Annotated in this window: 23 protein-coding genes; 16 read left to right on the plus strand and 7 right to left on the minus strand. The window is 71.3% G+C overall.

The window, feature by feature from the left end; translation table 11 throughout:
* Positions 1-55: 55 nt before the first annotated feature.
* The gene (locus BLT82_RS11475) at positions 56-2,365 is read right to left on the minus strand and encodes a (Fe-S)-binding protein (RefSeq protein WP_093653805.1); all 2,310 of its coding nucleotides are present in this window, start codon (positions 2,363-2,365) and stop codon (positions 56-58) included.
* An 83-nt stretch (positions 2,366-2,448) separates the two neighbouring features.
* Positions 2,449-2,988, minus strand: coding sequence for a sugar transferase (locus tag BLT82_RS11480; protein WP_093653806.1), 540 nt, complete (start codon positions 2,986-2,988; stop codon positions 2,449-2,451).
* 328 nt (positions 2,989-3,316) lie between these two features.
* Here BLT82_RS11480 and dnaK point away from each other — a divergent pair, with 328 nt between their 5' ends.
* From dnaK to BLT82_RS11500, 4 genes are read left to right on the plus strand one after another with little or no spacing between them, the layout of a single operon-like run.
* Positions 3,317-5,167, plus strand: coding sequence for a molecular chaperone DnaK (dnaK, locus tag BLT82_RS11485; protein WP_093653807.1), 1,851 nt, complete (start codon positions 3,317-3,319; stop codon positions 5,165-5,167).
* The gene (gene grpE, locus BLT82_RS11490; RefSeq protein WP_093653808.1) at positions 5,167-5,826 is read left to right on the plus strand and encodes a nucleotide exchange factor GrpE; all 660 of its coding nucleotides are present in this window, start codon (positions 5,167-5,169) and stop codon (positions 5,824-5,826) included. The genes dnaK and grpE overlap by 1 nt, the downstream gene beginning before the upstream one ends.
* Positions 5,827-5,859: 33 nt before the next feature.
* Entirely contained in the window at positions 5,860-7,035 is a 1,176-nt protein-coding gene (gene dnaJ / locus BLT82_RS11495; RefSeq protein ID WP_093653809.1) for a molecular chaperone DnaJ, read from the plus strand.
* 4 nt (positions 7,036-7,039) lie between these two features.
* On the plus strand, positions 7,040-7,501 hold the full coding sequence (locus BLT82_RS11500) for a heat shock protein transcriptional repressor HspR (RefSeq protein WP_093653810.1): 462 nt from the start codon (positions 7,040-7,042) through the stop codon (positions 7,499-7,501).
* 181 nt (positions 7,502-7,682) lie between these two features.
* Here BLT82_RS11500 and BLT82_RS11505 read toward each other — a convergent pair whose 3' ends face one another.
* A complete protein-coding gene (locus tag BLT82_RS11505) occupies positions 7,683-8,171 on the minus strand; it encodes a hypothetical protein (RefSeq protein ID WP_093653811.1) in 489 nt (162 codons plus the stop codon).
* A 2-nt stretch (positions 8,172-8,173) separates the two neighbouring features.
* The gene (locus BLT82_RS11510) at positions 8,174-9,160 is read right to left on the minus strand and encodes a helix-turn-helix transcriptional regulator (RefSeq protein ID WP_404203710.1); all 987 of its coding nucleotides are present in this window, start codon (positions 9,158-9,160) and stop codon (positions 8,174-8,176) included.
* Positions 9,161-9,445: 285 nt separating this feature from the next.
* On the opposite strand from BLT82_RS11510, the gene BLT82_RS11515 reads away from it, so the two are divergent.
* Positions 9,446-9,766 (plus strand): Rieske (2Fe-2S) protein, encoded by a 321-nt coding sequence (locus tag BLT82_RS11515; RefSeq protein WP_017947895.1) that lies wholly within the window; start codon positions 9,446-9,448, stop codon positions 9,764-9,766.
* A gap of 112 nt (positions 9,767-9,878) precedes the next feature.
* Here BLT82_RS11515 and BLT82_RS11520 read toward each other — a convergent pair whose 3' ends face one another.
* Positions 9,879-10,292, minus strand: coding sequence for a pyridoxamine 5'-phosphate oxidase family protein (locus BLT82_RS11520; RefSeq protein WP_093653813.1), 414 nt, complete (start codon positions 10,290-10,292; stop codon positions 9,879-9,881).
* A gap of 142 nt (positions 10,293-10,434) precedes the next feature.
* Between BLT82_RS11520 and clpB the strand changes: the two genes are divergently transcribed.
* Complete coding sequence (gene clpB, locus BLT82_RS11525) at positions 10,435-13,026, plus strand: ATP-dependent chaperone ClpB (protein ID WP_093653814.1); 2,592 nt, start codon at positions 10,435-10,437, stop codon at positions 13,024-13,026.
* A 78-nt stretch (positions 13,027-13,104) separates the two neighbouring features.
* Positions 13,105-13,638: a type III secretion system chaperone family protein gene (locus BLT82_RS11530; protein WP_093653815.1), complete on the plus strand. Its 534-nt coding sequence runs from the start codon at positions 13,105-13,107 to the stop codon at positions 13,636-13,638.
* 64 nt (positions 13,639-13,702) lie between these two features.
* On the opposite strand, the gene BLT82_RS11535 is transcribed toward BLT82_RS11530, so the two are convergent.
* Both BLT82_RS11535 and BLT82_RS11540 read right to left on the minus strand, forming a co-directional pair.
* A complete protein-coding gene (locus BLT82_RS11535) occupies positions 13,703-14,911 on the minus strand; it encodes a glycosyltransferase family 39 protein (protein WP_244291922.1) in 1,209 nt (402 codons plus the stop codon).
* Between the two features lie 176 nt (positions 14,912-15,087).
* Entirely contained in the window at positions 15,088-16,284 is a 1,197-nt protein-coding gene (locus BLT82_RS11540) for a pyridoxal phosphate-dependent aminotransferase (protein ID WP_093653816.1), read from the minus strand.
* Between the two features lie 122 nt (positions 16,285-16,406).
* On the opposite strand from BLT82_RS11540, the gene BLT82_RS11545 reads away from it, so the two are divergent.
* The 9 genes from BLT82_RS11545 (at position 16,407) to BLT82_RS11585 (ending at position 25,745) form a co-directional block, all read left to right on the plus strand.
* Complete coding sequence (locus BLT82_RS11545) at positions 16,407-16,619, plus strand: hypothetical protein (protein WP_093653817.1); 213 nt, start codon at positions 16,407-16,409, stop codon at positions 16,617-16,619.
* Between the two features lie 366 nt (positions 16,620-16,985).
* Positions 16,986-17,504 carry a DUF2617 family protein gene (locus BLT82_RS11550; protein ID WP_093653818.1) on the plus strand — a complete coding sequence of 173 codons (519 nt, stop codon included), beginning with the start codon at positions 16,986-16,988 and terminating at the stop codon, positions 17,502-17,504.
* Between the two features lie 84 nt (positions 17,505-17,588).
* Positions 17,589-19,121 carry a polyamine aminopropyltransferase gene (locus tag BLT82_RS11555; protein ID WP_167745996.1) on the plus strand — a complete coding sequence of 511 codons (1,533 nt, stop codon included), beginning with the start codon at positions 17,589-17,591 and terminating at the stop codon, positions 19,119-19,121.
* Between the two features lie 70 nt (positions 19,122-19,191).
* Positions 19,192-20,178 (plus strand): SRPBCC domain-containing protein, encoded by a 987-nt coding sequence (locus BLT82_RS11560; protein ID WP_093653819.1) that lies wholly within the window; start codon positions 19,192-19,194, stop codon positions 20,176-20,178.
* Positions 20,179-20,244: 66 nt separating this feature from the next.
* Positions 20,245-21,045: an aldose epimerase family protein gene (locus BLT82_RS11565; protein WP_093653820.1), complete on the plus strand. Its 801-nt coding sequence runs from the start codon at positions 20,245-20,247 to the stop codon at positions 21,043-21,045.
* An 80-nt stretch (positions 21,046-21,125) separates the two neighbouring features.
* Positions 21,126-21,665, plus strand: a complete 540-nt coding sequence (pyrE, locus tag BLT82_RS11570; protein ID WP_093653929.1) for an orotate phosphoribosyltransferase — start codon at positions 21,126-21,128, stop codon at positions 21,663-21,665.
* A 176-nt stretch (positions 21,666-21,841) separates the two neighbouring features.
* Complete coding sequence (fbaA, locus tag BLT82_RS11575; RefSeq protein ID WP_093653821.1) at positions 21,842-22,864, plus strand: class II fructose-bisphosphate aldolase; 1,023 nt, start codon at positions 21,842-21,844, stop codon at positions 22,862-22,864.
* A gap of 87 nt (positions 22,865-22,951) precedes the next feature.
* On the plus strand, positions 22,952-24,115 hold the full coding sequence (locus tag BLT82_RS11580) for a MalY/PatB family protein (RefSeq protein WP_093653822.1): 1,164 nt from the start codon (positions 22,952-22,954) through the stop codon (positions 24,113-24,115).
* 163 nt (positions 24,116-24,278) lie between these two features.
* Entirely contained in the window at positions 24,279-25,745 is a 1,467-nt protein-coding gene (locus BLT82_RS11585; protein ID WP_093653823.1) for a DHA2 family efflux MFS transporter permease subunit, read from the plus strand.
* Positions 25,746-25,939: the final 194 nt, after the last annotated feature.

A 25,939-nucleotide genomic window follows, 5' to 3' on the forward strand; every position in this document is an offset into this window, starting at 1 on the left:
GCCGGTCCTGCCCCCGAGGCAGGTCCGGCCGCTTTCTGCTCGTCCTTGCAGACGACTACTTCACGGGTTCCGGTTCCGGGTCCGGCGAGTCCGCCGGCGCCTTGTCGTCCGTGTCGCCGTCGCCGTTGTCACCCGGCTCCGCCGGGGTCTTCACCGAGTCCAGCAGGAGCTGGGCCACGTCCACGACCTGGAGGGACTCCTTGGCCTTGCCCTCGCCCTTCTTGCCGTTGACCGAGTCGGAGAGCATGACCAGGCAGAACGGGCAGGCGGTGGAGACGATGTCCGGGTTGAGGGACAGGGCCTCGTCGACGCGCTCGGTGTTGATGCGCTTGCCGATCCGCTCCTCCATCCACATGCGCGCGCCGCCGGCGCCGCAGCAGAAGCCGCGCTCCTTGTGGCGGTGCATCTCCTGCTGGCGCAGGCCGGGCACCTTGTCCATGATCTCGCGCGGGGGCGTGTAGACCTTGTTGTGGCGGCCCAGATAGCAGGGGTCGTGGTAGGTGATGAGGCCCTCGACCGGGGTCACCGGGATCAGCTTGCCCTCGTCGATGAGGTGCTGGAGCAGCTGGGTGTGGTGGATGACCTCGAACTCGCCGCCGAGCTGCGGGTACTCGTTGGCGATGGTGTTGAAGCAGTGCGGGCAGGTGGCCACGATCTTCTTGGCGGCCTTCGGCTTCTTCGTGGACTCGTCCACCTCCCCGTCCTCGTCGAGGGACTCGCCGAAGGCCATGTTCAGCATGGCCACGTTCTCCTGGCCGAGCTGCTGGAACAGGGGCTCGTTGCCGAGGCGGCGGGCGGAGTCACCGGTGCACTTCTCGTCCCCGCCCATGATCGCGAACTTGACGCCCGCCATGTGCAGCAGCTCCGCGAAGGCCTTGGTGGTCTTCTTGGCCCGGTCCTCCAGGGCGCCGGCGCAGCCGACCCAGTACAGGTAGTCGACCTCGGTGAGGTCCTCGACGTCCTTGCCGACGATCGGGACCTCGAAGTCGACCTCCTTGGTCCACTCGACCCGCTGCTTCTTGGCCAGGCCCCAGGGGTTGCCCTTCTTCTCCAGGTTCTTGAGCATCGTGCCCGCCTCGGACGGGAACGAGGACTCGATCATCACCTGGTAGCGGCGCATGTCGACGATGTGGTCGATGTGCTCGATGTCGACCGGGCACTGCTCGACGCACGCGCCGCAGGTGGTGCAGGACCACAGGACGTCCGGGTCGATGACGCCGTTCTCCTCGGCGGTGCCGATGAGCGGGCGCTCGGCCTCGGCCAGCGCGGCGGCCGGGACGTCCTTCAGCTGCTCCTCGGACGCCTTCTCCTCGCCCTCCATGGTCTTGCCGCCGCCGGCCAGCAGGTAGGGGGCCTTGGCGTGCGCGTGGTCGCGCAGCGACATGATCAGCAGCTTCGGGGAGAGCGGCTTGCCGGTGTTCCAGGCGGGGCACTGCGACTGGCAGCGGCCGCACTCGGTGCAGGTGGAGAAGTCGAGGATGCCCTTCCAGGAGAACTGCTCGACCTGGGAGACGCCGAAGACGTCGTCCTCGCCCGGGTCCTCGAAGTCGATCTCCTTGCCGCCGCTCGTCATCGGCAGCAGGGCGCCCAGCGCGGTCTCGCCGGTGGCGTTGCGCTTGAACCAGATGTTCGGGAAGCCCAGGAAGCGGTGCCAGGCCACACCCATGTTGGTGTTCAGCGACACCGTGATCATCCAGATCAGCGAGGTGCCGATCTTGATCATGGCGGTGAAGTAGATCAGCGTCTGGAGGGTGGGGACGCTCAGTCCGTCGAAGGCCAGGACCAGCGGGTACGAGACGAAGTACGCGGCCTCGTAGTGGTCCACGTGGTGGATCGCGCCCTCCAGTCCGCGCAGGACGAGGATCGCGAGGCCGATCGTCAGGATGATGTACTCGACGAAGTACGCCTGCCAGGCCTTGGAGCCGGCGAAGCGCGATTTGCGGCCCGCGCGGGACGGCAGGTTGAGCAGCCGGATCGCGATCAGCACGAGGATGCCCACGACGGTCATCAGGCCGATGAACTCGATGTACATCTCGAAGGGCAGGAAGCCGCCCAGGATCGGCAGGGTCCAGTCCGCCTTGAACAGCTGGCCGTACGCCTGTGCGAGCGTCGGCGGCAGTGTCAGGAAGCCGATCGCGACGAACCAGTGGGCGAAGCCCACGATCCCCCAGCGGTTCATCCGGGTATGGCCGAGGAACTCCTTGACCAGGGTGACCGTGCGGGCCTTGGGGTCGTCGGTGCGGCTGCCCGCAGGCACGGGCTGACCGAGCTTCACGAACCGGTAGATCTGCGCGACGGCTCGGGCGATGAGCGCAACGCCGACCACGGTCAGGACCAGCGACACGATGATCGCGGCGAGTTGCATTTCGGGGCTCCTCGGGCCTGCGAGGGTGGGGAATCGGCACTTACTAAGCGGTAACTTATCCAGTCCGTGCCGAGCGTACCCACTTATTCCGTCGCACTGTAGCCAGGTAGGCGGTGATCTGCGTCGCTCAGGTGACCCTGAGTGCGAGGCGGGAACAGGGCCGGGAGCGTGCGCACCAGGACGGCCAGATCCAGCCCGATCCAATGGTGCTCCACGTAGTGCTGGTCGAGCAGCTCGGGTTCGTCCCAGGGGAGCGTCGAGTGCCTGCTCAGCTGGGCGGGGCCGGTGAGGCCGGGCCGGACGGTCTGCCGCCAGGGAGCGGCGGCCCGGGGGTCCTCCGGGGCCAGCGCCGCCGGGCCGACCAGGGACATCTCGCCCGTGACGACATGGGGCAGCCTGGAGAGCAGGTCCAGCCGCCAGCGGCGCGTGCGCAGCGAGCGGACGGTGAAGGGGTGGCCGTCCAGTCCCGTCTTCAGCTCGCGCACGACGATCCCGCCGGGTGGGCGTCGCAGGGCGAGGGAGCAGGCCGCGGCGGCCAGCAGCGGGGCGGCGAGGACCAGCAGCAGGGTGCCGAGGGCCATGTCGAGCAGGCGCTTGGGTTCCGCGGGTCGCTCCGAGCGCATCCCCGGTGCCGGCTTCGCCGATCGCACCGGTCCCGCCGACCCCACCGATCGCACCGACTGTACGGGGCGCAAGGCACTCACCTGACCGTTCTGTCGTTTCTCAGTCGATACCTGGTGGTTTCTGTCCAGTCGGACGCGTCTATGAACCTTTCGCGTGCTTTGCAGAACGATGGCACGGTGGGCACGGGGGTGTGTGCAGGCCGCGCCGGGCGGGCAGGCGAAGGGGGGCGCACCATAGTTGAGTCGGGTAGGCTCAGCTCTGTTGACGCCTTGGTGCGGGTGAGGCATCCTTGAGCGAGTTCCACTCAAGTCCACTGGAGGAATCGAAATGGCACGTGCGGTCGGCATCGACCTGGGCACGACTAACTCCGTCGTCAGCGTTCTGGAGGGCGGTGAGCCCACCGTCATCACCAACGCCGAGGGCGCCAGGACCACGCCGTCCGTCGTCGCCTTCGCCAAGAACGGTGAGGTGCTCGTCGGCGAGGTCGCGAAGCGTCAGGCAGTGACCAACGTGGACCGGACGATCCGCTCGGTGAAGCGCCACATGGGCACCGACTGGGCGATCGAGCTGGACGGGAAGAACTTCAACCCGCAGCAGATCTCCGCGTTCATCCTGCAGAAGCTGAAGCGGGACGCCGAGTCGTACCTGGGCGAGAAGGTCACGGACGCGGTCATCACCGTCCCCGCCTACTTCAACGACTCCGAGCGCCAGGCGACCAAGGAGGCCGGCGAGATCGCGGGTCTGAACGTCCTGCGCATCGTCAACGAGCCGACCGCCGCCGCGCTGGCGTACGGCCTCGACAAGGACGACCAGACGATCCTCGTCTTCGACCTCGGTGGCGGCACCTTCGACGTCTCGCTGCTGGAGATCGGCGACGGCGTCGTCGAGGTGAAGGCCACCAACGGTGACAACCACCTCGGTGGTGACGACTGGGACCAGCGCGTCGTCGACTACCTGGTGAAGCAGTTCGCCAACGGTCACGGCGTGGACCTGTCCAAGGACAAGATGGCTCTCCAGCGTCTCCGCGAGGCCGCGGAGAAGGCGAAGATCGAGCTGTCGTCCTCCACCGAGACGACCATCAACCTGCCCTACATCACGGCGTCCGCCGAGGGCCCGCTGCACCTGGACGAGAAGCTCACGCGCGCCCAGTTCCAGCAGCTGACCGCGGACCTGCTGGAGCGCTGCAAGACGCCGTTCCACAACGTGATCAAGGACGCGGGCATCCAGCTCTCCGAGATCGACCACGTGGTCCTCGTCGGCGGCTCGACCCGTATGCCGGCCGTCGCTGAGCTCGTCAAGGAGCTGACCGGTGGCAAGGAGGCCAACAAGGGCGTGAACCCGGACGAGGTCGTGGCGATCGGCGCCACCCTCCAGGCCGGTGTCCTCAAGGGTGAGGTCAAGGACGTCCTGCTCCTCGACGTGACCCCGCTGTCCCTCGGCATCGAGACCAAGGGCGGCATCATGACCAAGCTCATCGAGCGCAACACCACGATCCCGACGAAGCGCTCGGAGATCTTCACGACGGCCGAGGACAACCAGCCGTCGGTGCAGATCCAGGTCTACCAGGGCGAGCGCGAGATCGCGGCGTACAACAAGAAGCTCGGCATGTTCGAGCTGACCGGCCTTCCGCCGGCCCCGCGCGGCGTCCCGCAGATCGAGGTCTCCTTCGACATCGACGCCAACGGCATCATGCACGTGACCGCCAAGGACCTGGGCACGGGCAAGGAGCAGAAGATGACCGTCACCGGCGGCTCCTCGCTGCCGAAGGACGAGGTCGACCGGATGCGCCAGGAGGCCGAGCAGTACGCGGAGGAGGACCACCGCCGCCGCGAGGCCGCCGAGACCCGCAACCAGGCCGAGCAGCTCGTCTACCAGACCGAGAAGTTCCTCAAGGACAACGAGGACAAGGTCCCCGGTGAGATCAAGACCGAGGTCGAGACGGCGGTGACCGAGCTCAAGGAGAAGCTGAAGGGCGAGGACACCGCGGAGATCCGCACCGCCACCGAGAAGGTCGCGGCGGTCTCCCAGAAGCTCGGCCAGGCCATGTACGCCGACGCCCAGGGCCAGCAGGCCGCGGGCGGCGGGGACGCCGGGGCCTCCCAGGCGAAGGCCGACGACGACGTCGTCGACGCCGAGATCGTCGACGACGAGAAGGACCAGAAGGGTGGCGCTGCCTGATGACGGAGGAGACCCCGGGTTTCGAGGAGAAGCCCGACGTCCCCTCCGGCGCCACTCCCGATGACGCGGCGCAGGCCGCCGCCCCCTCCGCGGAGGAGGGGGCGGCCCAGGCCGGGGACGCAGCACAGACGGCCCGTACGGCTGCCGACGCGGGGCTGACGGCCCAGCTGGACCAGGTCCGGACCGCGCTCAACGAGCGCACGCTGGACCTGCAGCGACTGCAGGCCGAGTACCAGAACTACCGCCGTCGGGTGGAGCGGGACCGGATCACGGTCAAGGAGATCGCCGTCGCGCAGCTCCTGACCGAGCTCCTGCCCGTCCTCGACGACATCGGCCGGGCCCGTGAGCACGGCGAACTGGTCGGCGGCTTCAAGTCGGTGGCGGAATCGCTGGAGACCGTCGCCGCCAAGATGGGGCTGCAGCAGTTCGGCAAGGAGGGCGAGCCCTTCGACCCGACGGTCCACGAGGCCCTGATGCACAGCTACGCGCCGGACGTCACCGAGACGACCTGCGTGGCGATCCTGCAGCCGGGCTACCGGATCGGCGAGCGGACCATCCGGCCCGCGCGTGTCGCGGTGGCCGAGCCGCAGCCCGGGGCCCAGCCCAAGGAGCAGGCGGCCGAGACGGACGAGGAGAGCGGTGGCCCGGACGAGGGCTGACGCAGACGGCAGGCACCGGAAGGAGGGACGTCGATGAGCACGAAGGACTTCGTCGAGAAGGACTACTACAAGGTTCTCGGCGTCCCCAAGGACGCCACCGACGCGGAGATCAAGAAGGCGTACCGGAAGCTCGCACGCGAGAACCACCCGGACGCCAACAAGGGCGACGCGAAGGCCGAGGAGCGCTTCAAGGAGATCTCCGAGGCCAACGACGTGCTCGGCGACCCCAAGCGGCGCAAGGAGTACGACGAGGCGCGGGCCCTCTTCGGCAACGGTGGCTTCCGGGCCGGTCCCGGAGCCGGCGGAACGTTCAACTTCGACCTGGGCGACCTCTTCGGGGGCCCCCAGGCCGGGGGCGGCGGCGCCGGCGGTTTCGGCGGCGGACTCGGGGACGTCTTCGGCGGCCTGTTCAACCGCGGGGCCGGCACGGGCCCCCGCACCCAGCCGCGCCGCGGCCAGGACATCGAGTCCGAGGTGACGCTCAGCTTCACCGAGGCGGTGGACGGGGCCACGGTCCCGCTGCGGATGTCCAGCCAGCAGCCCTGCAAGGCCTGTTCGGGCACCGGCGACAAGAACGGCACGCCCCGGGTGTGCCCGACCTGCGTCGGCACCGGGCAGGTCTCGCGCGGCGGCAGCGGGTCCTTCTCGCTGACCGACCCGTGCGTCGACTGCAAGGGCCGCGGGCTGATCGCCGAGAACCCCTGCGAGGTCTGCCACGGCAGCGGCCGCGCCAAGTCGTCCCGGACCATGCAGGTCCGCATCCCCGCCGGGGTGAGCGACGGCCAGCGGATCCGGCTGCGGGGCAAGGGCGCACCGGGCGAGCGCGGTGGACCGGCCGGCGATCTGTACGTGGTGGTCCACGTCGGTGAGCACCCGGTCTTCGGGCGCAAGGGCGACAACCTCACCGTCACGGTGCCGGTCTCCTTCACGGAGGCCGCGCTCGGCGGCGAGGTGAAGGTCCCGACGCTCGGCGGGCCCCCGGTCACCCTGAAACTGCCCGCGGGTACGCCGAACGGCCGTACGATGCGGGCCCGCGGCAAGGGCGCCGTCCGCAAGGACGGCACTCGTGGCGACCTGCTGGTCACCGTGGAGGTCGCGGTGCCCACGGAGCTCGGCGACGAGGCCCGTGAGGCACTGGAGACGTACCGCAAGGCGACTGAGGACGACGACCCGCGGGCAGAACTGTTCCAGGCTGCGAAGGGAGCATGACGCGATGGACGGCCGACGTCGACAGCCCGGATTCGGTGGCAGGGCCTATGAACTGACCGAAGAGACGCCGGTGTACGTCATCTCCGTGGCGGCCCAGCTGTCCGGACTGCACCCGCAGACCCTTCGGCAGTACGACCGCCTCGGTCTCGTCTCCCCGGACCGCACCGCCGGTCGCGGCCGACGTTATTCGGCCCGGGACATCGAACTGCTCCGCCAGGTCCAGTCCCTGTCCCAGGACGAGGGCATCAACCTGGCCGGCATCAAGCGCATCATCGAGCTGGAGAACCAGGTCGCGGCGCTTCAGGCCAAGGTCGCGGAGCTGTCCGCGGCGGTCGAGGGCGCGGCACTGGCGATGCAGCAGCGCGAGGCCCAGGTGCACGCGTCGTACCGGCGCGACCTGGTGCCCTATCAGGACGTCCAGCAGACCAGCGCGTTGGTGGTGTGGCGGCCGAAGCGGGACGGCTGAGCGCTCCCGCCGGACCGCGGCGCGCGGAAGACGCAGAGGGCCGGGAGGTGTGAACCTCCCGGCCTTCGTCATGACCGGACCACGGCCCGCGGCCCGGAGGTGTGCCCCTGCCGTGGGCCCGTCGGCCCGGGCGCCGGCCCCCGGTGCCCGGGGCGTGGTCCGCCGGTCCGTGGCGAACGGGTCAGGGAATCAGTTCGGCCACCGCGTCGAGCGCGGTCGCCCACCAGGGCTGCCCTCCCGTTCCGAAGGCCGCGGCCAGTGCCGTGCCGACGGCGATGTCCCGGGGCTGCGCGCCTGCGTCCGTGAGCCCGTCGGACCCGACGTGCCCGTCGCCCTCGGACGTGAACGTCCCGAGCGGCACGCCGTCCCTGAGGAATCTGCTGGAGTCCAGTGAGCAGGGCACCAGGCGGTAGCGGGTGCTCCCGGCGAAGGCGTCGACCCGGTACGACCCGCGCAGCAGCCGGCCCCTGCCGGGCGCGATCCGTGCGGGTGCGCCGTCGACGGTGAGCGTCAGGAGGGCCCTGTCACGGGTGCCCACGGGGATGTGCGGATGCGGTTCCGTGCCCGGGGAGCGGACGATGCGCACCGGCGGAAGGCCGGATCCGGACACTTCGACGATGCCCATGGGATGGTCGAGGCGGACGACGGGGCCGGAAACTGTCTGATCCATGATCAATGATCATGCTCCAGAATCCCGGACTGGGCGATGAGATAGCCGAGTTGGGCGCGCGAGCCGCTGCCGAGGGCGGAGGCGAGCTTGGCTATGTGGGCGCGGCAGGTGCGGACGTTCATCCCGAGGCGGCGGGCGATCGCCTCGTCCACGTGCCCCTCGACGAGGAGCTTGGCGATGGAGCGCTGGACGCCGCTTATGCCGTCCAGTTCGGGGGCGTAGGCGACGACCTGGTCGTCCCAGGGGACGCCGTGGAGCCAGAACTGCTCGAACACCCCGACGAGATACTGCACCAGACCCTCGTGGCGCAGTTCCAGGGCGACCCTGCGGTCGCTGCGGGCGGGGATGAAGGCCACCTTCCGGTCGACGATGATGAGCCGGTCGATGATCTCCTCGAGGGTGCGGACCTCCGAGCCGTAGGGGGCGACGCGCTCCACGTAGGCCAGGGTGGCCGGATGGTGACGTGCCGTGTGCTGGTAGAGCGTGCGCATCGACACGCCCCGGTCGACGAGCATCGCCACGCGCCGCAGGCCCTCCTGGAGGGTCGCCGGCCGGCGGCCGCTGCCGGGCTGCACCGTCAGCAGTTCCTCCCGGCACTCGGCGATGACCCGGTCCAGCGTCGCGTTGATCAGGTTCAGGCCCTCGAGGACGGTGATCGCATGTGTCGTGGACGGATCGTGTGCGTTCAGCGTCATGAATGGCTCGAACGACTCCGCCAGTGAGATGGTGAGTCGTCTTCGCTCCTGGATCTCCCGCTCTATGGGGTGCATCAACTGGTGCAGGGCGACGGACGGCGGAACCGGACGGAGCCACTCGGTGTCGTCCGGGTCCGGGCGCAGCATTCCCAGATCCATGAGGCACGGGGCGTCGGTCACCTCCGACCGCGCTATGCGGCCACTGCGCAGAGCGGACGCATACAGGTTTTTCCCGGCCTCGCACAGCTCGTCGTGACTGTGCTTATCTCCCCGATCGCCCTGTTTCGTCTCCATTTGCACCCCCCTCAGGGTCCTGAATTACAGGAACATGATGCCTGGCCGCGCTGGTGAAGGCGTTCGGAGTGAGCCATCGTCTTAAACGCGGGGGAGGAGGTAGTGATTAAAGAGGTGGAGATCGGCCATGACCAGGATGGTTCGTGCACTGTGCGCTATAGCCGTTGCGGCTGCTCTCGGCGGTCTCGCGGCGAGCGGTGAGCCGACGTGGGAGTCGGCGCCCACGACGGTGACCGCGACTCCGGGTGAACCCACATGGGAGAGCGCGCCGGCGGACGCGGACGCATGAGCATGCCCCCGGACGATCGCGTCTTCCGGCGGGAGATGGCGACCGCTTACCGATCCGGGTGGCACTTCATCGATCTCGTCACGGCAATCCCCCACCGTGGCGACTCGCTGATGGTCACTCTCTTCGGGGAACCGATCGTCGTCGCCCGGGAGGACGACGAGGACGTCCGCGCGTACCGCTGCCTTCGCCGGCCCCGCGGGGCCCCGCGTCCCGTCCGCTGTGCCATCCGGTACGGCATGATCTTCGTCAATCTCGACCAGCGCGACCACCAGCTGGTCGAACCCGAGACCACCACCGCCACCCCCCGCAGTGCCTGAGCGATTCCCCCGTCGTTCAAGATCGCTCAGGCGCTTCCCCCACACAGCGGCGCCATCGTGGACCTGAAACACGATGGCGCCGCTGTGCTGTGCGCGGACGGCGCGCGTCCGGCTACGCCCGGCCCATCGCGCGGGTCAGGGCGATCTCGATGACCACGCGGTCCGGGTTCGGCGACGGCGTGCGGCCGTAGCGCTCCGCGTAGCGGGCGACCGCGTCGGCGACGGCATCCGGATCCGTGCGGACCGTGGCGCGACCCTCGAGCGTCGCCCAGCGCCCCTTGTCCACCTGGCATACCGCGACCGGAGCCCCCTCGGGCCCGGCGGCCAGGACGTTGGCGACCTTGCGGCTGTTCTTGTTGGTGATCACCCGGGCGACGCCGTTCCCACCGCCCTCGGGGTCGTACGTGACACCGACCGCGACGACGTGCGGAGTGCCGTCGGGGCGGGGTGTGGTGAGCGTGCACATGTGGTACTCGCGCCAGAAGCCGAGATAGGACTCGTGCGGGTGTCCGGGGTCGATGGCCATGCCCCGGAACCTACCCGGGCGAGTGCACGTCGACGAATCCGGGGAAGACGGAGACCGAGATACTTGAGCGGAACCGGCTCAACTTTGTGTACCTTGGATGAGTCATGGTGAATGGAGTCGAGGCGAGGAGGAGAAGCCGCACGTGGACGCCGAGCTGACCAACAGGAGCCGGGACGCGCTGAGCGCCGCGACCACCCGGGCCGTGTCCGAGGGGCACGCCGACCTGACCCCCGCGCATCTGCTGCTGGCGCTGCTCGCGGGCCAGGACAACGAGAACATCACCGATCTGCTGGCGGCCGCCGACGCCGACCAGGTCGCGGTACGGTCGGGAGCGGAGCGGGTCCTCGCGGACCTGCCCAGCGTGACGGGTTCGACGGTCGCGCCGCCGCAGCCCAACCGTGAGCTGCTCGCCGTCATCGCCGACGCCTCGCAGCGCGCCAAGGAGCTCGGGGACGACTACCTCTCCACCGAGCACCTGCTCATCGGCGTCGCCGCCAAGGGCGGGCGGGCCGCCGAGGTGCTCTCCGGGCAGGGCGCCACGGCCCGGAAACTGCAGGAAGCGTTCGAGAAGGCACGAGGAGGGCGCCGGGTGACCACGCCCGACCCCGAGGGTCAGTACAAGGCCCTGGAGAAGTTCGGCACCGACTTCACGGCCGCGGCCAGGGAGGGCAAGCTCGACCCCGTCATCGGCCGCGACCAGGAGATCCGCCGCGTCGTCCAGGTGCTGTCCCGCCGCACCAAGAACAACCCCGTGCTGATCGGCGAGCCCGGCGTCGGCAAGACCGCCGTCGTCGAGGGCCTCGCCCAGCGCATCGTGAAGGGCGACGTCCCGGAGTCCCTCCGCGACAAGCGGCTGGTCGCCCTCGACCTCGGCGCGATGGTCGCCGGGGCCAAGTACCGCGGCGAGTTCGAGGAGCGCCTCAAGACCGTCCTCTCCGAGATCAAGGAGAGCGAGGGCCGGATCATCACCTTCATCGACGAGCTGCACACCGTCGTGGGCGCGGGCGCCGGCGGCGACTCCGCCATGGACGCGGGCAACATGCTGAAGCCGATGCTCGCCCGCGGCGAGCTGCGCATGGTCGGCGCCACGACCCTCGACGAGTACCGCGAGCGGATCGAGAAGGACCCGGCGCTGGAGCGCCGCTTCCAGCAGGTGCTGGTCGCCGAGCCCACCGTCGAGGACACCATCGCCATCCTCCGCGGCCTCAAGGGCCGCTACGAGGCCCACCACAAGGTGCAGATCGCGGACAGCGCCCTGGTGGCCGCAGCGACGCTCTCCGACCGCTACATCACCTCCCGCTTCCTGCCCGACAAGGCCATCGACCTCGTCGACGAGTCCGCCTCCCGGCTGCGGATGGAGATCGACTCCTCCCCGGTCGAGATCGACGAGCTCCAGCGCTCGGTCGACCGGCTGCGCATGGAGGAGCTCGCGCTCTCCAAGGAGACCGACGAGGCGAGCATCCAGCGGCTGGAGAAGCTCCGCCGCGACCTCGCCGACAAGGAGGAGGAGCTGCGCGGGCTGACCGCGCGCTGGGAGAAGGAGAAGGAATCCCTCAACCGCGTGGGTGAGCTCAAGGAGAAGCTCGACGAACTCCGCGGCCAGGCCGAGCGGGCCCAGCGGGACGGCGACTTCGACACCGCGTCCAAGCTGCTGTACGGGGAGATCCCGGCGCTGGAGCGGGAGCTGGAGGCCGCCAGCGAGGCCGAGGCCCGGCAGGAGGCCGCCAGGGACACCATGGTCAAGGAGGAGGTCGGCCCGGACGACATCGCCGACGTCGTCGCCTCCTGGACGGGCATCCCGGCCGGTCGGCTGCTGGAGGGCGAGACGCAGAAGCTGCTGCGGATGGAGCAGGAACTGGGCAGGCGGCTGATCGGCCAGACCGAGGCCGTGCAGGCCGTCTCCGACGCCGTACGCCGCTCACGCGCCGGAGTCGCCGACCCCGACCGGCCCACGGGCTCGTTCCTCTTCCTCGGCCCGACCGGTGTCGGCAAGACCGAGCTGGCGAAAGCCCTCGCGGACTTCCTGTTCGACGACGAGCGGGCCATGGTCCGCATCGACATGTCGGAGTACGGCGAGAAGCACAGCGTGGCGCGGCTCGTCGGGGCCCCGCCCGGGTACGTCGGCTACGAGGAGGGCGGACAGCTCACCGAGGCGGTCCGCCGCCGCCCGTACAGCGTGGTGCTGCTCGACGAGGTGGAGAAGGCCCACCCCGAGGTCTTCGACGTCCTGCTGCAGGTCCTGGACGACGGCCGGCTGACCGACGGACAGGGCCGGACCGTCGACTTCCGCAACACCATCCTGATCCTGACCTCCAACCTCGGCAGCCAGTACCTGGTGGAGCCGCTGACCGGTGCGGAGGAGAAGAAGCAGCAGGTCCTGGAGGTCGTACGGGCCTCGTTCAAGCCGGAGTTCCTGAACCGGCTCGACGACCTCGTCGTCTTCTCGGCCCTGGACAAGGAGGAACTGGCGCACATCGCCGAACTCCAGATCGCCCGGCTCGACCGGCGGCTCGCCGAACGCCGGCTCACTCTCGACGTCACCCCCCAGGCCCTGGAGTGGCTGGCCGACGAGGGCAACGACCCCGCCTACGGCGCCCGGCCGCTGCGCAGGCTGGTCCAGACGGCGATCGGCGACCGGCTCGCCAAGGAGATCCTCGCCGGCGAGGTGAAGGACGGCGACACGGTCCGCGTCGACCGCGTCGACGGCGGCCTGATCGTGGGTCCGGCGCGGTGAGCCACGCCCGGGTGGGGGTTGCCAGCCCCCGCCCGGGATGGGGGAGGATGGCCGCATCCGTACGAAGGGAAACACCCGGTGAGCATCGACCCGTCCTCGATTCCGAATTTCGGGGGCCAGCCCCAGCCTCAGGCTGCGTCAGGACCGGCGGGCCCGGTCGTCCCCGACCAGGACCTGGTCAAGCAACTCCTCGACCAGATGGAGCTGAAGTACGTCGTCGACGACGAGGGTGACCTCGCGGCGCCGTGGGAGGAGTTCCGCACGTACTTCATGTTCCGCGGCGAGAACGAGCAGCAGGTCTTCTCGGTGCGGACGTTCTACGACCGCCCCCACGCGCTCGAGGACAAGGCACAGGTCCTCGACGCCATCGACGACTGGAACCGCCGCACGCTGTGGCCGAAGGTCTACACGCACACCCACGAGGAGGAGGGACAGCCCACGACGGTCCGCCTCATCGGCGAGGCCCAGATGCTGATCGGCACGGGCGTCAGCCTCGAGCACTTCGTCTCGTCGACGGTCAGCTGGGTGCGCGCGGCCATCGAGTTCGACAAGTGGCTGGTGGAGCAGCTCGGCCTCACCCCGGCGGACGAGAAGCCCGCCGACGACGCCTGAGCCGCCCCGCGGTCCGAGCGCCCGGGCGGCCTGCGCACCACCGCGGTGAACGCCGCCGCGCGGCTCACAGCGCCGTCGGGGCGACGGTCAGGTACGTCCCGTAGCAGAACGACAGCCCGGCCAGGGCGGCGATCACCGTGATCGCCGCCCTCGGCCGGGCCCTTGTCAGTGCGGCCGCCAGCGGCAGGAGCAGCGGGAACGCCGGCAGCAGAAAGCGCGGCTTTGACTCGAAGAAGCCGGAGCCGCCGACGGTGATCAGCACCAGCACCCCCGTGTACACCAGCAGCGCGAGCGGCGGCCGGTCCAGCACGAAGAGGGCGAAGAGCAGGACTCCCACGCCCGCGATCACCAGCGCCATCGGGAACCCGAAGAACGTCGGCGCGGTCACCATGCTGCGGATCACCTTCAGCGACCCGAGACCCAGGTCGAACCGCGAGGTCCAGCCGCTCTGCACGGCGAAGTAGCCGCCGAGCACGTCGCCCTTGCGCGCCCCGACCCACAGCACGTAGCCCAGCCAGCCGGCGGGCGCCAGCGCGGCGGCGGCCCAGACGGCCGCCCGGCCGCCCTTGGTGCCCCGCCGCCTCCACAGCTCGCAGCCCGCCACCGCACAGACGGCCGCTGCGACCGCGATCCCGTTGGGGCGGGTCAGCCCGGCGAGGCCGGCCAGCGCCCCGGCCCACAGCCAGCGGCCGGTCACCAGCGCGTACAGCGACCAGGCGGCGAAGGCGGTCAGCAGGGGCTCGGTGTACGCCATGGACAGGACGACCGCGTGCGGCAGCAGCCCCCACAGCAGCACCGTGAGGGTCGCGAGCCGGCGCCCGTGGAGCCGCTCCACGACCGCGTAGACCCCCCATGCCGCGGCGCCCGCCGCGACCCACGACAACACCAGTCCCGCGGTGCCCCCCGTGACCGGCACCACGGACGTGACGGCCCGGATCAGCCCCGGGTAGAGCGGGAAGAAGGCGAGATCGGACTGGACGGCCCCGTCCGGCCAGTACACCGTGCGGCCGTAACCGTTGGCGGCGATGCCGACGTACCACTTGGAGTCCCACGAGGTGGCGAGCAGCGCCCGTGGCGAGCGGCCGATGTGCCAGGCCCAGAGGGCCACCACGACCATGCCGGTGAGCCGGGCGGCGGCGAACAGGGCCAGGGCGGGAGCTGCCCGGTGGAGCGCCGCGCGCGGGCGGGAGACGGACCGGTCGTCGGTGGACGCTGCCTTGTCGAAGGTCTCGGCGAACAGGGGGCACCTCCGTGCACGCGCGTGTGCGGTCACCCCGACCTTCGGCGGTGCGCGCGCTGGGCGCGACCGCTGGGCATCCGCCCGGGTGGATCGCCCGCACCGGCGGGCGGGACACGCGTGTCGCCGTGACAGCCCTGGGCCCGCCCGCTGACGACCGGCGCCGACGGCGCCCGCGGAGCGGTGGGCGCGACGCCGGGGACGGCGCGGGGTCAGGACGCGGCGAGACCCTTCAGCCGTGAGACGGCCTCCTCCAGGACGTCGACGCGCTTGCAGAACGCGAACCGGACGAACGGCGCCCCGGCATCCCGGTGGTCGTAGAAGACGGCGTTGGGGATCGCGACGACGCCGCAGCGCTCCGGCAGGGCGCGGCAGAAGGCGAAGCCGTCCGACTCCCCGAGCGGGCGGATGTCGGTGGTGACGAAGTACGTCCCGGCGGGCCGGTACACCTCGAAGCCGGCCGCCGCGAGCCCGGACCCCAGCAGATCGCGCTTGGCCCTGAGGTCCTCGCGCAGCCCGTCGAAGTAGGAGGGCGGGAGCGCCAGCGCCTCGGCGACCGCGTACTGGAACGGGCCGGACGAGACGTACGTGAGGAACTGCTTGGCCGAGCGCACGGCCGTGACCAGCGGCGCCGCGGCGGTCACCCAGCCGACCTTCCAGCCGGTGAACGAGAACGTCTTGCCCGCCGAGCCGATGGTCACGGTGCGCTCGCGCATCCCCGGGAAGGTCGCGATCGGCGTGTGCTCGCCGTCGAAGACCAGGTGCTCGTACACCTCGTCGGTGACGACCAGCAGATCCCGCTCGACCGCCAGCTCCGCGACGGCCGCGAGCTCCGCGCGGGTGAGGACGGTGCCGGTCGGGTTGTGCGGCGTGTTCAGCAGGATGACGCGGGTGCGGTCGGTGACCGCGTCGCGCAGCTCGTCCAGGTCCAGCACGTAGGCGCCGTCCCGGGGCCGGAGCGTGACGGGGACGCGGGTGCCGCCCGCCATGGCGATGCAGGCCGCGTACGAGTCGTAGTACGGCTCCAGGGCGATCACCTCGTCGCCGGGCTCGACGAGCGCGAGCAGCGAGGCCGCGATCGCCTCGGTGGCCCCCGCCGTGACCAGCACCTCGGTGTCGGGGTCGTGGTCGAGGCCGTACCGGTCCCGCTGGTGGGCGGCGATGGCGGTGCGCAGCTCGGGGACGCCGGGGCCGGGCGGGTACTGGTTGCCGCGGCCGTCGCGCAGCGCGCGCACCGCCGCCTCCCGTACCTCCTCGGGGCCGTCCGTGTCCGGGAAACCCTGGCCGAGGTTGATGGAGCCGGTGCGCACGGCCAGCGCGGACATCTCGGCGAAGATCGTCGTCCCGAACTCGGCGAGGCGGCGGTTGAGCAGCGGCCGGGGGCCCGGTGAACGTCCTGGAGCTGTCATGCGGGCCATCCTGCGCGGAACCTCTGGACTAGCTCAAGTCTGCTTTGGGCCGCGAGGGCCGGGGGCATCCCCCAGGCAGCCGGAAGCAGCCTCGCTTCGGGGGACGAAGGACGGTGAGGTCAATGATCGGAATCGTGATCGGCATCGGGGTGATCGTGGTCATCGGGCTCGCGGTGGCCGCGGCGAGCGGCAGGCGCGGGGGGCGTTCGCGCCGCGGCGGTGGCAACAGCTGGTGGGCCGGCGGAAGCGGCGGTTCCTCCTGCGGCGGGGGCTCGTCCTGCGGCGGAGGGTCCTCGTGCGGCGGCGGCGGCGGTGGCTGCGGAGGCGGCAGCTGACCACCCGTGCGACGGCGGGGCGGCTGACACGGGGCAGCCGGCCCGCCGGGACCGGGGGCGCTCGGACGGAACGAACTTCCGCCGGGCGCCTTCCTGTTGACGGGCGATGCACTTATCCGCCGGTGTTGTGCACTTCCTCCATGGGTTTCTGTTGAACAGTTGAACCGTAAGGCCCCCCAGGGGATGTAATGCACGTCAAGTTGGGTAAAAGCGCTGTGGACGTCGCGCACTTCATGGTTCCCTCGCTGTTGAGAACATCCAGCCCTCGGACCGTCTGTGGACCCGAGTCGGCAGATCCCCCACCCTCCCTGTGCTGCCTCCGGGGCGCCCCGGTCCACCTGTCACGCGTGTTTGCGGAGCCGACCCATGCTCACGACCCTGAAGACCTCCTATACCGACACCCGCGCGGCCGACCTGGCCTGGGCACTGGGTCGGGAGCCGCTGCCCGCGCTCGCCGAGCTCGATCTCGAACTGGCAGGCACAAAACTGCAGTTGAGACTTCTGGGCGCCTCGCACCAGGTGCTGCTCGAAGGGGAGCACGGCACCTGCTCGGAGACGGTCGCGTGCATGCCCGGCCGCAGCACCCCGCTGCCGCTGGGAGTGGCGCGGCGGCTCGGGGACTGGGAGTACGAGTTCGCCGCGCGTGTCGAGACGCTGTCCGAGGGCTCGTTCGCGGGGCGCGCGCAGGAGTTGCTGGCGCTGGTGGCCGACCATCCGCACGGGCTGGCCGGCACGTTCCCCGGCTCGCCGCACGCGTTCACGGCGATGGTGGCGCAGCAGGTGGACGGCCAGATGCGATGGCGCACGTGGCACGCGTACCCGCAGGAGGGCCAGTTGGTCGTGACCCGCACGCACGTCGGCGCGCGCGTGCCCGTCCCGCGCTGATCCCAACCGTCGCCACGGCATTTCGGGGCAGTTGCACCCGTGTGGGTGACGCTTCGGGATGGATGAGTGACGTAGCGTTACGGCATGATCGACCAGCCTGTGTCAGCACCGGTACGGGGCGGGGTGCGGCCGCCGCCCGTCCGTCCGGGCGCGGGCCGGTTCCTCGTCCTCCTCGTGGTGTTCGTCTGCGCCGCCTGCGGTCTGGTGTACGAGCTCGAACTCGTCGCCCTCGCCTCGTACTTGATCGGCGACTCCGTCACCCAGGCGTCCGTCGTGCTCTCCGTCATGGTGTTCGCGATGGGCGTCGGCTCGCTGCTCGCCAAGCGCCTGCGCTGCCACGCCGCCGTCGGCTTCGGCCTGGTGGAGGCGGCGCTCGCGCTGATCGGCGGCTGCTCGGCCCTCGTGCTGTACGCGGCGTTCGCCTGGCTGGGCGAGGCCCGGTACGCGCTGGTGGCCTTCTCGCTCGCGATCGGCGTGCTGATCGGCGCCGAGATCCCGCTGCTGATGAGCCTGATCCAGCGGGCGTCACGGCGCGGCGGCCGCGGCGAGGAGGACGCCGCGGGGACGGTCGCCGACCTCTTCGCCGCGGACTACGTGGGGGCGCTCGTCGGCGGCCTCGCGTTCCCGTTCCTGCTGCTGCCGTGGCTCGGCCAGCTGACCGGTGCCCTGCTCACGGGCGCGGTGAACGCGGTGGCGGGCGGGGCGCTGGTGCTGTGGCTGTTCCGGCGGGACATCTCGCCGCGGGCGCGGTGGTGGCTGCTCGGCGCGAATCTGGCCGTGCTGGCCGTGCTGGCCACCGCGACGGCGCTGGTCGCCGACTTCGAGGCGGCGGCGCGGCGGGCCGTGTACGGCGAGCCGGTGCGGGTGGCCGTGCACACCGGGGTGCAGGAGGTCGTCCTGACCGGCGCGGAGGACGGGCCGGTCGACCTGTTCCTGGACGGCCGGCTGCAGATGAGCGGCGGGGACGGGGACCGTCATCACAGGGCGCTGGTGCACCCCGCGATGCGTCAGGGCCCGCACGCGCGCGTGCTGGTCCTCGGCGGCGGTGACGGGCTGGCGGCGCGCGAGGCGCTCCGCCACCCGGCGGTGCGCTCGGTCACCGTGGTCGAACTCGACCCGGGGATGGTCCGGCTGGCGCGCACGGATCCGGCGCTGTCCGCGCTGAACGGCCATGTGTACCGGGATCCGCGGGTGAAGGTCGTGTACGCGGACGCGTTCCGCTGGCTGCGGGGCGCGACGGCGCCCCGCCACGCGTACGACGTGGTGGTCTCGGACCTGCCCGACCCGGGCGTCACACCCAGCACCAAGCTGTACTCGCAGGAGTTCTACGGGCTCACGGCCGGGGTCCTCGCGGACGGCGGACGGCTCGCCGTGCACGCCGGACCGGTCGGGGCGCGCCCGCACGCGTACTGGACGGTCGAGTCCACGATCCGTGCGGCGGGCTTCGCGACCCGGCCCTACCGCGCGCCCGGACGCCCCGATCGCGGTTTCGTCCTCGCCGTCCCGGAGGCCCGTGGCGTCCCGCCGGCGCCCGGTCCCGGCGTGCTCGGCGTCGAGGAGGAGCGGCCGGGGGACGTGCCGCCGTCGACGCTGCTGCGGCCGCGGTACGCCGACTGAGCGCCGTGGACTGTGCCGGTTCTGCACAGAACGACTCACGTCGGCCCGGGGCTGAGTAGGCTCGGCTTCCATGGAGCATGAGGTGTTCGTTCCGGTACCGGCAGACAGTCTCCGGCGGACGCTGGCCGACCCCGCGCGGGTCGCCCGGTGCGTCCCGGGGCTCCAGCGGGACGCCGACGCGTCGGCGGGCCCGCTCGGGGGGCGCCTGAAGGTCCGCGTGGGCGGTCACACCATCACCTACCGGGGTGCGCTCCGGATCACCGAGACGGACGGCGGCTTCTCGGTCGAGGGCGAGGGCACGGAGGCCCGCGGCCACGGCTCGGCCAAGCTGGCCCTGACCGTCCGGATCACCGAGGCCGAGGGCGGCGCCACGCTCGGCTTCACCGGAACGGCCCACGCGGACGGGCGTCTCGCGGACGCCGCCCCGGGCACTGCGGAACAGGCCGCGAGGCGCCTGCTCGACCGGTTCGCCTCGTCCCTGGAGGCCGCGGCGGGGGAGGAGGGGCGCGCGGCGGCCGGGGACACGGGCTCGGGCGCCGGCCCCGAGGATCCGGGCAGTGGGTCCGCGGCCGGAGCCGCACCCGCGCAGGACTCGGGAGTGGCCGAGCCGACGGACGCGGACACCGGCACGGACAGCGCCAAGGGCGCCGACGCCGACGCGGCGGCGACCGGGGCCGGGACGGCGTCCCGAACCCCGGGCGGTGACGCCTCGGCGGCACCGGCCGACGGGAGCGGCGCGCGGGAGGACGCGGTGGAGGACGACGAGGACGCGTCCCTGTTCGACGTCGACGTGCCGCCGCCGTCGCTGGACCCGCTGGCCGACGAGGTGTTCGGGGAGGACGACGAGCCGCCCGCGGAGGCCGCCCACGCCCGCCGGACGATGATCGGCCGCAGCGCGGAGGAGGTGGACCACGCGCCACCGCGAGGCCGGTACGCCCCCGTCCCCGCACCCCAGCCCGCCACCGCCGGGAGCACCCTGCGCTGGGCCGCCCCCGCCGCCGCGCTCGCCATCGCCTCCGCCGTCGTCGTCGGACGCGCGCTGCGCCGCCGGAGGTAGCGGGCGGGGCCTCGAGCGGCCCACGCGGCAGGGGCATGCCCGGCCGTCCGCCAGTAGGGTCGGGGTGTGAGTAGCGAAGAGAACGTCCGGCTCACCGCCGGCGACGTCGAGTTGACCGTCACTCCGGACAACGGCTGCCGGATCAGCAGCTTCCGCATCGCGGGTACCGAGCTGCTTCGGCAGGGCGAGCGATACGGCTGCTTCCCGATGGTTCCCTGGTGCGGCCGCACCGAGAACGGCCGCTTCCGCAACGGCGGCGTGGAACACCAGCTGCCCGTCAACGATCCGCCGCACGCCATCCACGGCACCGGACGGGACACCGCCTGGCGGACCGCCCGCACCGGCCCCGCCCAGGCCGTCTTCACCTACGAACTCGGCGAACCCTGGCCGTACACGGGGCTCGTCACCCAGACGTTCGAGCTGAGCGAGGACTCGCTGACCCTCCAGCTCGGCATCGAGACGTACGGCGACTCGTTCCCCGCCCAGGCGGGCTGGCACCCGTGGTTCCAGCGTCATGCCTTCCCCGACGGCAAGGGGGCCCGGCTCGACTTCATCCCCGACTGGCAGGAGGAGCGGGGCTCCGACCATCTGCCCACCGGCCGGCGGATCGGGCCCATGCCCGGCCCGTGGGACGACTGCTTCGGCATGGAGGACGGTGTCGATGTCACCCTCACCTGGCCGGAGCAGCTGGAGCTGACCGTGAAGAGCCGGACCGAGTGGGTGGTCGTCTACGACGAGCAGGAGGAGGCGGTCTGCGTCGAGCCGCAGTCAGGGCCCCCGAACGGCCTGAACACGCACCCGCGTCTGGTCACGCCCATCGACCCTCTCGAGATCGCGACGACCTGGTCGTGGCGACGGCTCGCCTAGGCGCTGTCGCACTGCGGTACCGGGCCGGGGCCGGAGGCGGTCCCGGCCCGGGCCGGAGAGCAGGGCATAAGCTCATGGCCATGACTGACGTACGTGCTGAGCTGCTCCAGCAGATCAAGGACAAGGCCGTGGTGCACGGCAAGGTGACCCTCTCCTCGGGTCGTGAGGCCGACTACTACATCGACCTTCGCCGGATCACGCTGGACGGCGAGGCCGCGCCGATGGTCGGCCGGGTCATGCTCGATCTGACCAAGGAGCTGGACTTCGACTGCGTCGGCGGTCTGACGCTCGGCGCCGACCCCGTCGCATCGGCGATGCTGCATGCCTCCGCCGCCCGCGGTGAGCGTCTGGACGCCTTCGTCGTACGGAAGGCCCAGAAGACGCACGGGATGCAGCGCCGGATCGAGGGCGCGGACGTCAAGGGCCGCCGCTGCCTCGTCGTCGAGGACACCTCCACGACCGGCGGTTCGCCGCTGACCGCCGTCGAGGCCGTCCGCGAGGCAGGCGGCGAGGTCGTCGCCGTGGCCACGATCGTGGACCGTGGCGCCGCCGGGGCGATCGCCGAGGCCGGGCTGCCCTATCTGACCGGATTCGAACTGTCGGACCTCGGTCTCGACTGATCCGGACCACCGGATCTGACCTGCGCTTTCCGCAAGGGGCGGGCGTTTCACGTGAAACGTCCCGCCCCTTGTTCTCTGAGCCCCCATGGGCGTCTGGAAAGATAGGTGCGACGATGACGTCGCCCCCAGGTCAGGGTGCCAAGCAACGCAAACCGCACATCACAAGGAGCGGACAGATGCCCATCGCAACCCCCGAGGTCTACAACGAGATGCTCGACCGGGCGAAGGCAGGCAAGTTCGCCTACCCGGCCATCAACGTCACCTCGTCCCAGACCCTGCACGCTGCGCTGCGCGGTTTCGCGGAGGCCGAGAGCGACGGCATCGTCCAGATCTCCACCGGTGGTGCGGAGTTCCTGGGTGGCCAGTACAGCAAGGACATGGTGACGGGCGCCGTCGCCCTCGCCGAGTTCGCGCACGTCGTGGCCGACAAGTACCCGGTCAACATCGCCCTGCACACCGACCACTGCCCGAAGGACAAGCTGGACGGCTACGTCCGCCCGCTGCTGGCCATCTCCGAGCAGCGTGTCGCCCAGGGCCAGAACCCGCTCTTCCAGTCGCACATGTGGGACGGCTCCGCCGAGACCCTCGCCGACAACCTGGCGATCGCCCAGGAGCTGCTGGCCCGCGCAGCCGCCGCCAAGATCATCCTCGAGGTCGAGATCACCCCGACCGGCGGCGAGGAGGACGGCGTCACGCACGAGATCAACGACGAGCTGTACACCACCGTCGAGGACGCCATCCGCACCGCCGAGGCGCTCGGCCTGGGTGAGAAGGGCCGCTACCTGCTGGCCGCGTCCTTCGGCAACGTCCACGGCGTCTACAAGCCGGGCAACGTCGTGCTCCGTCCCGAGCTGCTCAAGGAGCTCCAGGAGGGCGTCGCGGCCAAGTACGGCAAGTCCGAGCCGTTCGACTTCGTCTTCCACGGCGGCTCCGGCTCCACGGCCGAGGAGATCGCGGTCGCGCTGGAGAACGGCGTCGTCAAGATGAACCTCGACACCGACACCCAGTACGCCTTCAGCCGCCCCGTCGCGGACCACATGTTCAAGAACTACGACGGTGTCCTGAAGGTCGACGGCGAGGTCGGCTCCAAGAAGACCTACGACCCGCGCACCTGGGGCAAGGCCGCCGAGGCCGGCATGTCGAAGCGTGTCCTCGAGGCCTGCCAGGTGCTGCGCGCCGCGGGCAACAAGATGAAGTAAGGGCAAGCGGGACGAGACCCAGTCCGACGTGAGGCCCGGTACCGGCGAGCGGTGCCGGGCCTTCGTCCTGTCCGGAGGGATCCGACGTTGACGCACCAGGGCACGTACGACTTCGACACCCCCGTCGACCGGCGCGGCACCGCCAGCGTGCAGTGGGACGGTGTCGCCGACCGGTTCGGCGTGGACGGACTGCTGCCGTTCACCATCTCCGACATGGACTTCGCGTCTCCGCCGGAGGTGCTGGACGCACTGCGCGAGCGTCTCGCCCACGGGGTCTTCGGGTACACCGACTGGCGGCTGGGCGAGTTCCGCGAGGCGATATCCGGCTGGTACGCCGGCAGGCACGACACCGTGCTCGATCCGGAACGGATCGTCTACGGGCCGTCGGTGCTCAACCAGCTGTCCCAACTGCTGCGGATGTGGACGGAACCGGGCGACGGCGTGGTCGTCCACACCCCCACGTACGACGGCTTCCGCAAGGCGGTCACGGGACTCGGGAGGCGGCTCAGGGGGGTCGTGGTGGGCGATGCGGCCGGGCTGGAGCAGGAGCTCGCCCGGCCGGACGCGAAGGTGCTGATCCTCTGTTCGCCCCACAACCCCACCGGGCGGGTGTGGACCGAGGACGAGCTGAAGGGGTTCTCCCTGCTGGCGGAGACGCACCGCGTCGCCGTGATCTCCGACGAGATCCACGCGGACTTCGTGCACGACGGTCACCGGCATCTGCCGTGGACGCGGTTCGCGGACGACCGGGGACGGTGGGCCGTGGTCACATCGGCGTCGAAGGCGTTCAACTTCCCGGCGCTGACCGGCTCGTACGGGATCATCGGCGACCCGGAGGAGCGTGCCGCGTTCATCCGGCGGATGGAGACGGGTGAGGGCCTCGCGTCGCCCGCGGTGCTCTCGCTGACCGCGCACATCGCGGCGTACCGGGACGGCGCCGGATGGCTGGACGCCGCCCGCGCCTACGCGGCGGGGAATCTGGCGATGTTGGAGGAGCGGCTGCGGTCGGCCTTCCCCGTCCTGGGCTGGGAGCCGCCGCAGGCGGGGTATCTGGCGTGGATCGACCTCCGGGCGCTGGGTGTGGACGACGAGGCGCTCCAGCGGGAGTTGGTCGAGCGGGAACGCGTCGCGATCATGCCCGGCGCGGTGTACGGGGCCGAGGGCTTCGTCCGCCTCAATCTGGGCTGCCCGCGTGCCAAGGCGGAGGTGGGCGCGGATGCGCTGGTGCGGGCACTGACCCGGCTGGTCTGACCGTGTCGTCCTGGCCGGGGGCCCGCCCGTGACCGGAGCGGACCGGGCCCCACACCCGTCCCCGTAGCGGCCCGGTCCCACGCCCGTCGCCCGCCCCCCGGCCGCGGGTCCGTGACCCGCGGCCGGGTCGCCGGGAGGCCCGGCGGACGGAATGATTCGCCCTATGGACATCAGGCTCGCGTCGGCCACCGGGCGCTGGATCGTCCTGACGACCGTCCTCGGGTCCGGCATGGCCATGCTCGACTCCACCGTCGTCAACGTCGCCCTGCCCCACATCGGTGAGGACCTCGACGCCGACCTCGCCGAACTCCAGTGGACCGTGAACGCCTACATGCTCACCCTCGCGGGGCTGATCCTGCTCGGCGGGGCGCTGGGGGACCGGTACGGGCGCCGGCGGGTGTTCGTCGTCGGGGTGGTGTGGTTCGCGCTCGCCTCGCTGGCCTGCGGACTCGCGCCGAACGCCCCTGTGCTGATCGTCGCCCGAGCGCTGCAGGGCGTCGGCGGGGCGCTGCTCACCCCGGGGTCGCTCGCGCTGATCCAGGCCAGCTTCCACCCGGACGACCGGGCCAAGGCCGTGGGGCTGTGGTCCGGGTTCGGCGGGGTCGGCGCGGCGATCGGGCCGTTCGTCGGCGGGTGGCTCGTGGACGGCCCGGGCTGGCGGTGGGTGTTCCTGCTGAACGTGCCGCTGGCCGTGCTGTGCGTGCCCGTCGCGCTGCGCCATGTGCCCGAGTCGCGGGACCCCGCGGCGCACGGCCGGTTCGACGTGCTGGGCGCGGTGCTGGGGGCGCTGAGCCTGGCGCTGGTGACGTACGCGCTGATCGACGGCTCGTGGTGGACCGGCGTCGTGGGCGTGCTGACGGGCGCCGCGTTCCTCCGGCTGGAGCGGCGCCGGAAGGATCCGATGCTGCCGGTCTCGATCTTCCGCTCCCGGCTGTTCACCGCGGTCAATCTGGTGACCGTGTGCGTGTACGCGGGGTTCAGCGGCTTCTTCTTCCTCACCGCGCTGCAACTCCAGGTCGTCTCCGGCTACTCGGCCCTCGGCGCGGGGACCGCCCTGCTGCCCACCACCGTGCTGATGCTGCTGCTCTCCGCACAGGCCGGGCAGCTCGGCGAGCGGATCGGCCCGCGCATTCCGCTCACCGTCGGGCCGCTGCTGTGCGCGGCGGGGATGCTGCTGATGCTGCGAGTCGGCCCTGACGCCTCCTACCGCGCAGACGTGCTGCCGGCGCTGCTGGTGCTGGGCCTCGGGATGGTGACGCTGGTGGCCCCGCTGACCGCGACCGTCCTGGCGTCCGTGGACACCGCGCGGGCCGGGATCGCCAGCGGCGTCAACAACGCGGCGGCGCGTGCGGCGGGACTGCTCGCGGTGGCCGCGCTGCCGATGCTGGCCGGGATGGGGCCGGAGACGTACCGGATCCCGGAGCAGTTCGCGGCCGCCTTCGCCCGGGCGATGCCCCTGTGCGCGGCGATCCTCGTGGTGGGCTCGGTGCTCGCCTTCGCCCTGGTGCGGCGGCCGACGGAGGCTCCCTGCCACGCCGCGTGCAGGGTGCACTGCGGTGTCGGAGCCCCACCGCTGGAGCCGATGCCGGAGCCCGAGCCAGGGGACGCCGGGAGCGGCCGGTCCGGCTGAGGAGCAGGATGGCCCGGTCGCCCCCCGCCCGGATGCGGAGCACCGGCTCCGGCCGCCGCCCACGTCACCGCCGGGCCGCCGCTTCGTCGCACGTCAGAGCCTGCGTCCCGCCCCGGCCCGCACCAGGGCGTCGACGCGGCACCCGGCCCCGGTGCGACCGGCACCGGCTCCACGGATTCGCCGGCGACCTGTGA

The sequence above is a fragment of the Streptomyces wuyuanensis genome, assembly GCF_900103455.1.
Lineage (GTDB): Bacteria > Actinomycetota > Actinomycetes > Streptomycetales > Streptomycetaceae > Streptomyces > Streptomyces wuyuanensis.

Excerpts from the sequence above, each read along its gene's own strand:
- BLT82_RS11475 (WP_093653805.1), bottom strand. The coding sequence starts at position 2,365 with ATGCAACTCGCCGCGATCATCGTGTCGCTGGTCCTGACCGTGGTCGGC.
- BLT82_RS11480 (WP_093653806.1), bottom strand. The coding sequence starts at position 2,988 with ATGCGCTCGGAGCGACCCGCGGAACCCAAGCGCCTGCTCGACATGGCC.
- dnaK (WP_093653807.1), top strand. The coding sequence starts at position 3,317 with ATGGCACGTGCGGTCGGCATCGACCTGGGCACGACTAACTCCGTCGTC.
- grpE (WP_093653808.1), top strand. The coding sequence starts at position 5,167 with ATGACGGAGGAGACCCCGGGTTTCGAGGAGAAGCCCGACGTCCCCTCC.
- dnaJ (WP_093653809.1), top strand. The coding sequence starts at position 5,860 with ATGAGCACGAAGGACTTCGTCGAGAAGGACTACTACAAGGTTCTCGGC.
- BLT82_RS11500 (WP_093653810.1), top strand. The coding sequence starts at position 7,040 with ATGGACGGCCGACGTCGACAGCCCGGATTCGGTGGCAGGGCCTATGAA.
- BLT82_RS11505 (WP_093653811.1), bottom strand. The coding sequence starts at position 8,171 with ATGGATCAGACAGTTTCCGGCCCCGTCGTCCGCCTCGACCATCCCATG.
- BLT82_RS11510 (WP_404203710.1), bottom strand. The coding sequence starts at position 9,160 with ATGGAGACGAAACAGGGCGATCGGGGAGATAAGCACAGTCACGACGAG.
- BLT82_RS11515 (WP_017947895.1), top strand. The coding sequence starts at position 9,446 with ATGAGCATGCCCCCGGACGATCGCGTCTTCCGGCGGGAGATGGCGACC.
- BLT82_RS11520 (WP_093653813.1), bottom strand. The coding sequence starts at position 10,292 with ATGGCCATCGACCCCGGACACCCGCACGAGTCCTATCTCGGCTTCTGG.
- BLT82_RS11540 (WP_093653816.1), bottom strand. The coding sequence starts at position 16,284 with ATGACAGCTCCAGGACGTTCACCGGGCCCCCGGCCGCTGCTCAACCGC.
- BLT82_RS11545 (WP_093653817.1), top strand. The coding sequence starts at position 16,407 with ATGATCGGAATCGTGATCGGCATCGGGGTGATCGTGGTCATCGGGCTC.
- BLT82_RS11550 (WP_093653818.1), top strand. The coding sequence starts at position 16,986 with ATGCTCACGACCCTGAAGACCTCCTATACCGACACCCGCGCGGCCGAC.
- BLT82_RS11555 (WP_167745996.1), top strand. The coding sequence starts at position 17,589 with ATGATCGACCAGCCTGTGTCAGCACCGGTACGGGGCGGGGTGCGGCCG.
- BLT82_RS11560 (WP_093653819.1), top strand. The coding sequence starts at position 19,192 with ATGGAGCATGAGGTGTTCGTTCCGGTACCGGCAGACAGTCTCCGGCGG.
- pyrE (WP_093653929.1), top strand. The coding sequence starts at position 21,126 with ATGACTGACGTACGTGCTGAGCTGCTCCAGCAGATCAAGGACAAGGCC.
- fbaA (WP_093653821.1), top strand. The coding sequence starts at position 21,842 with ATGCCCATCGCAACCCCCGAGGTCTACAACGAGATGCTCGACCGGGCG.
- BLT82_RS11585 (WP_093653823.1), top strand. The coding sequence starts at position 24,279 with ATGGACATCAGGCTCGCGTCGGCCACCGGGCGCTGGATCGTCCTGACG.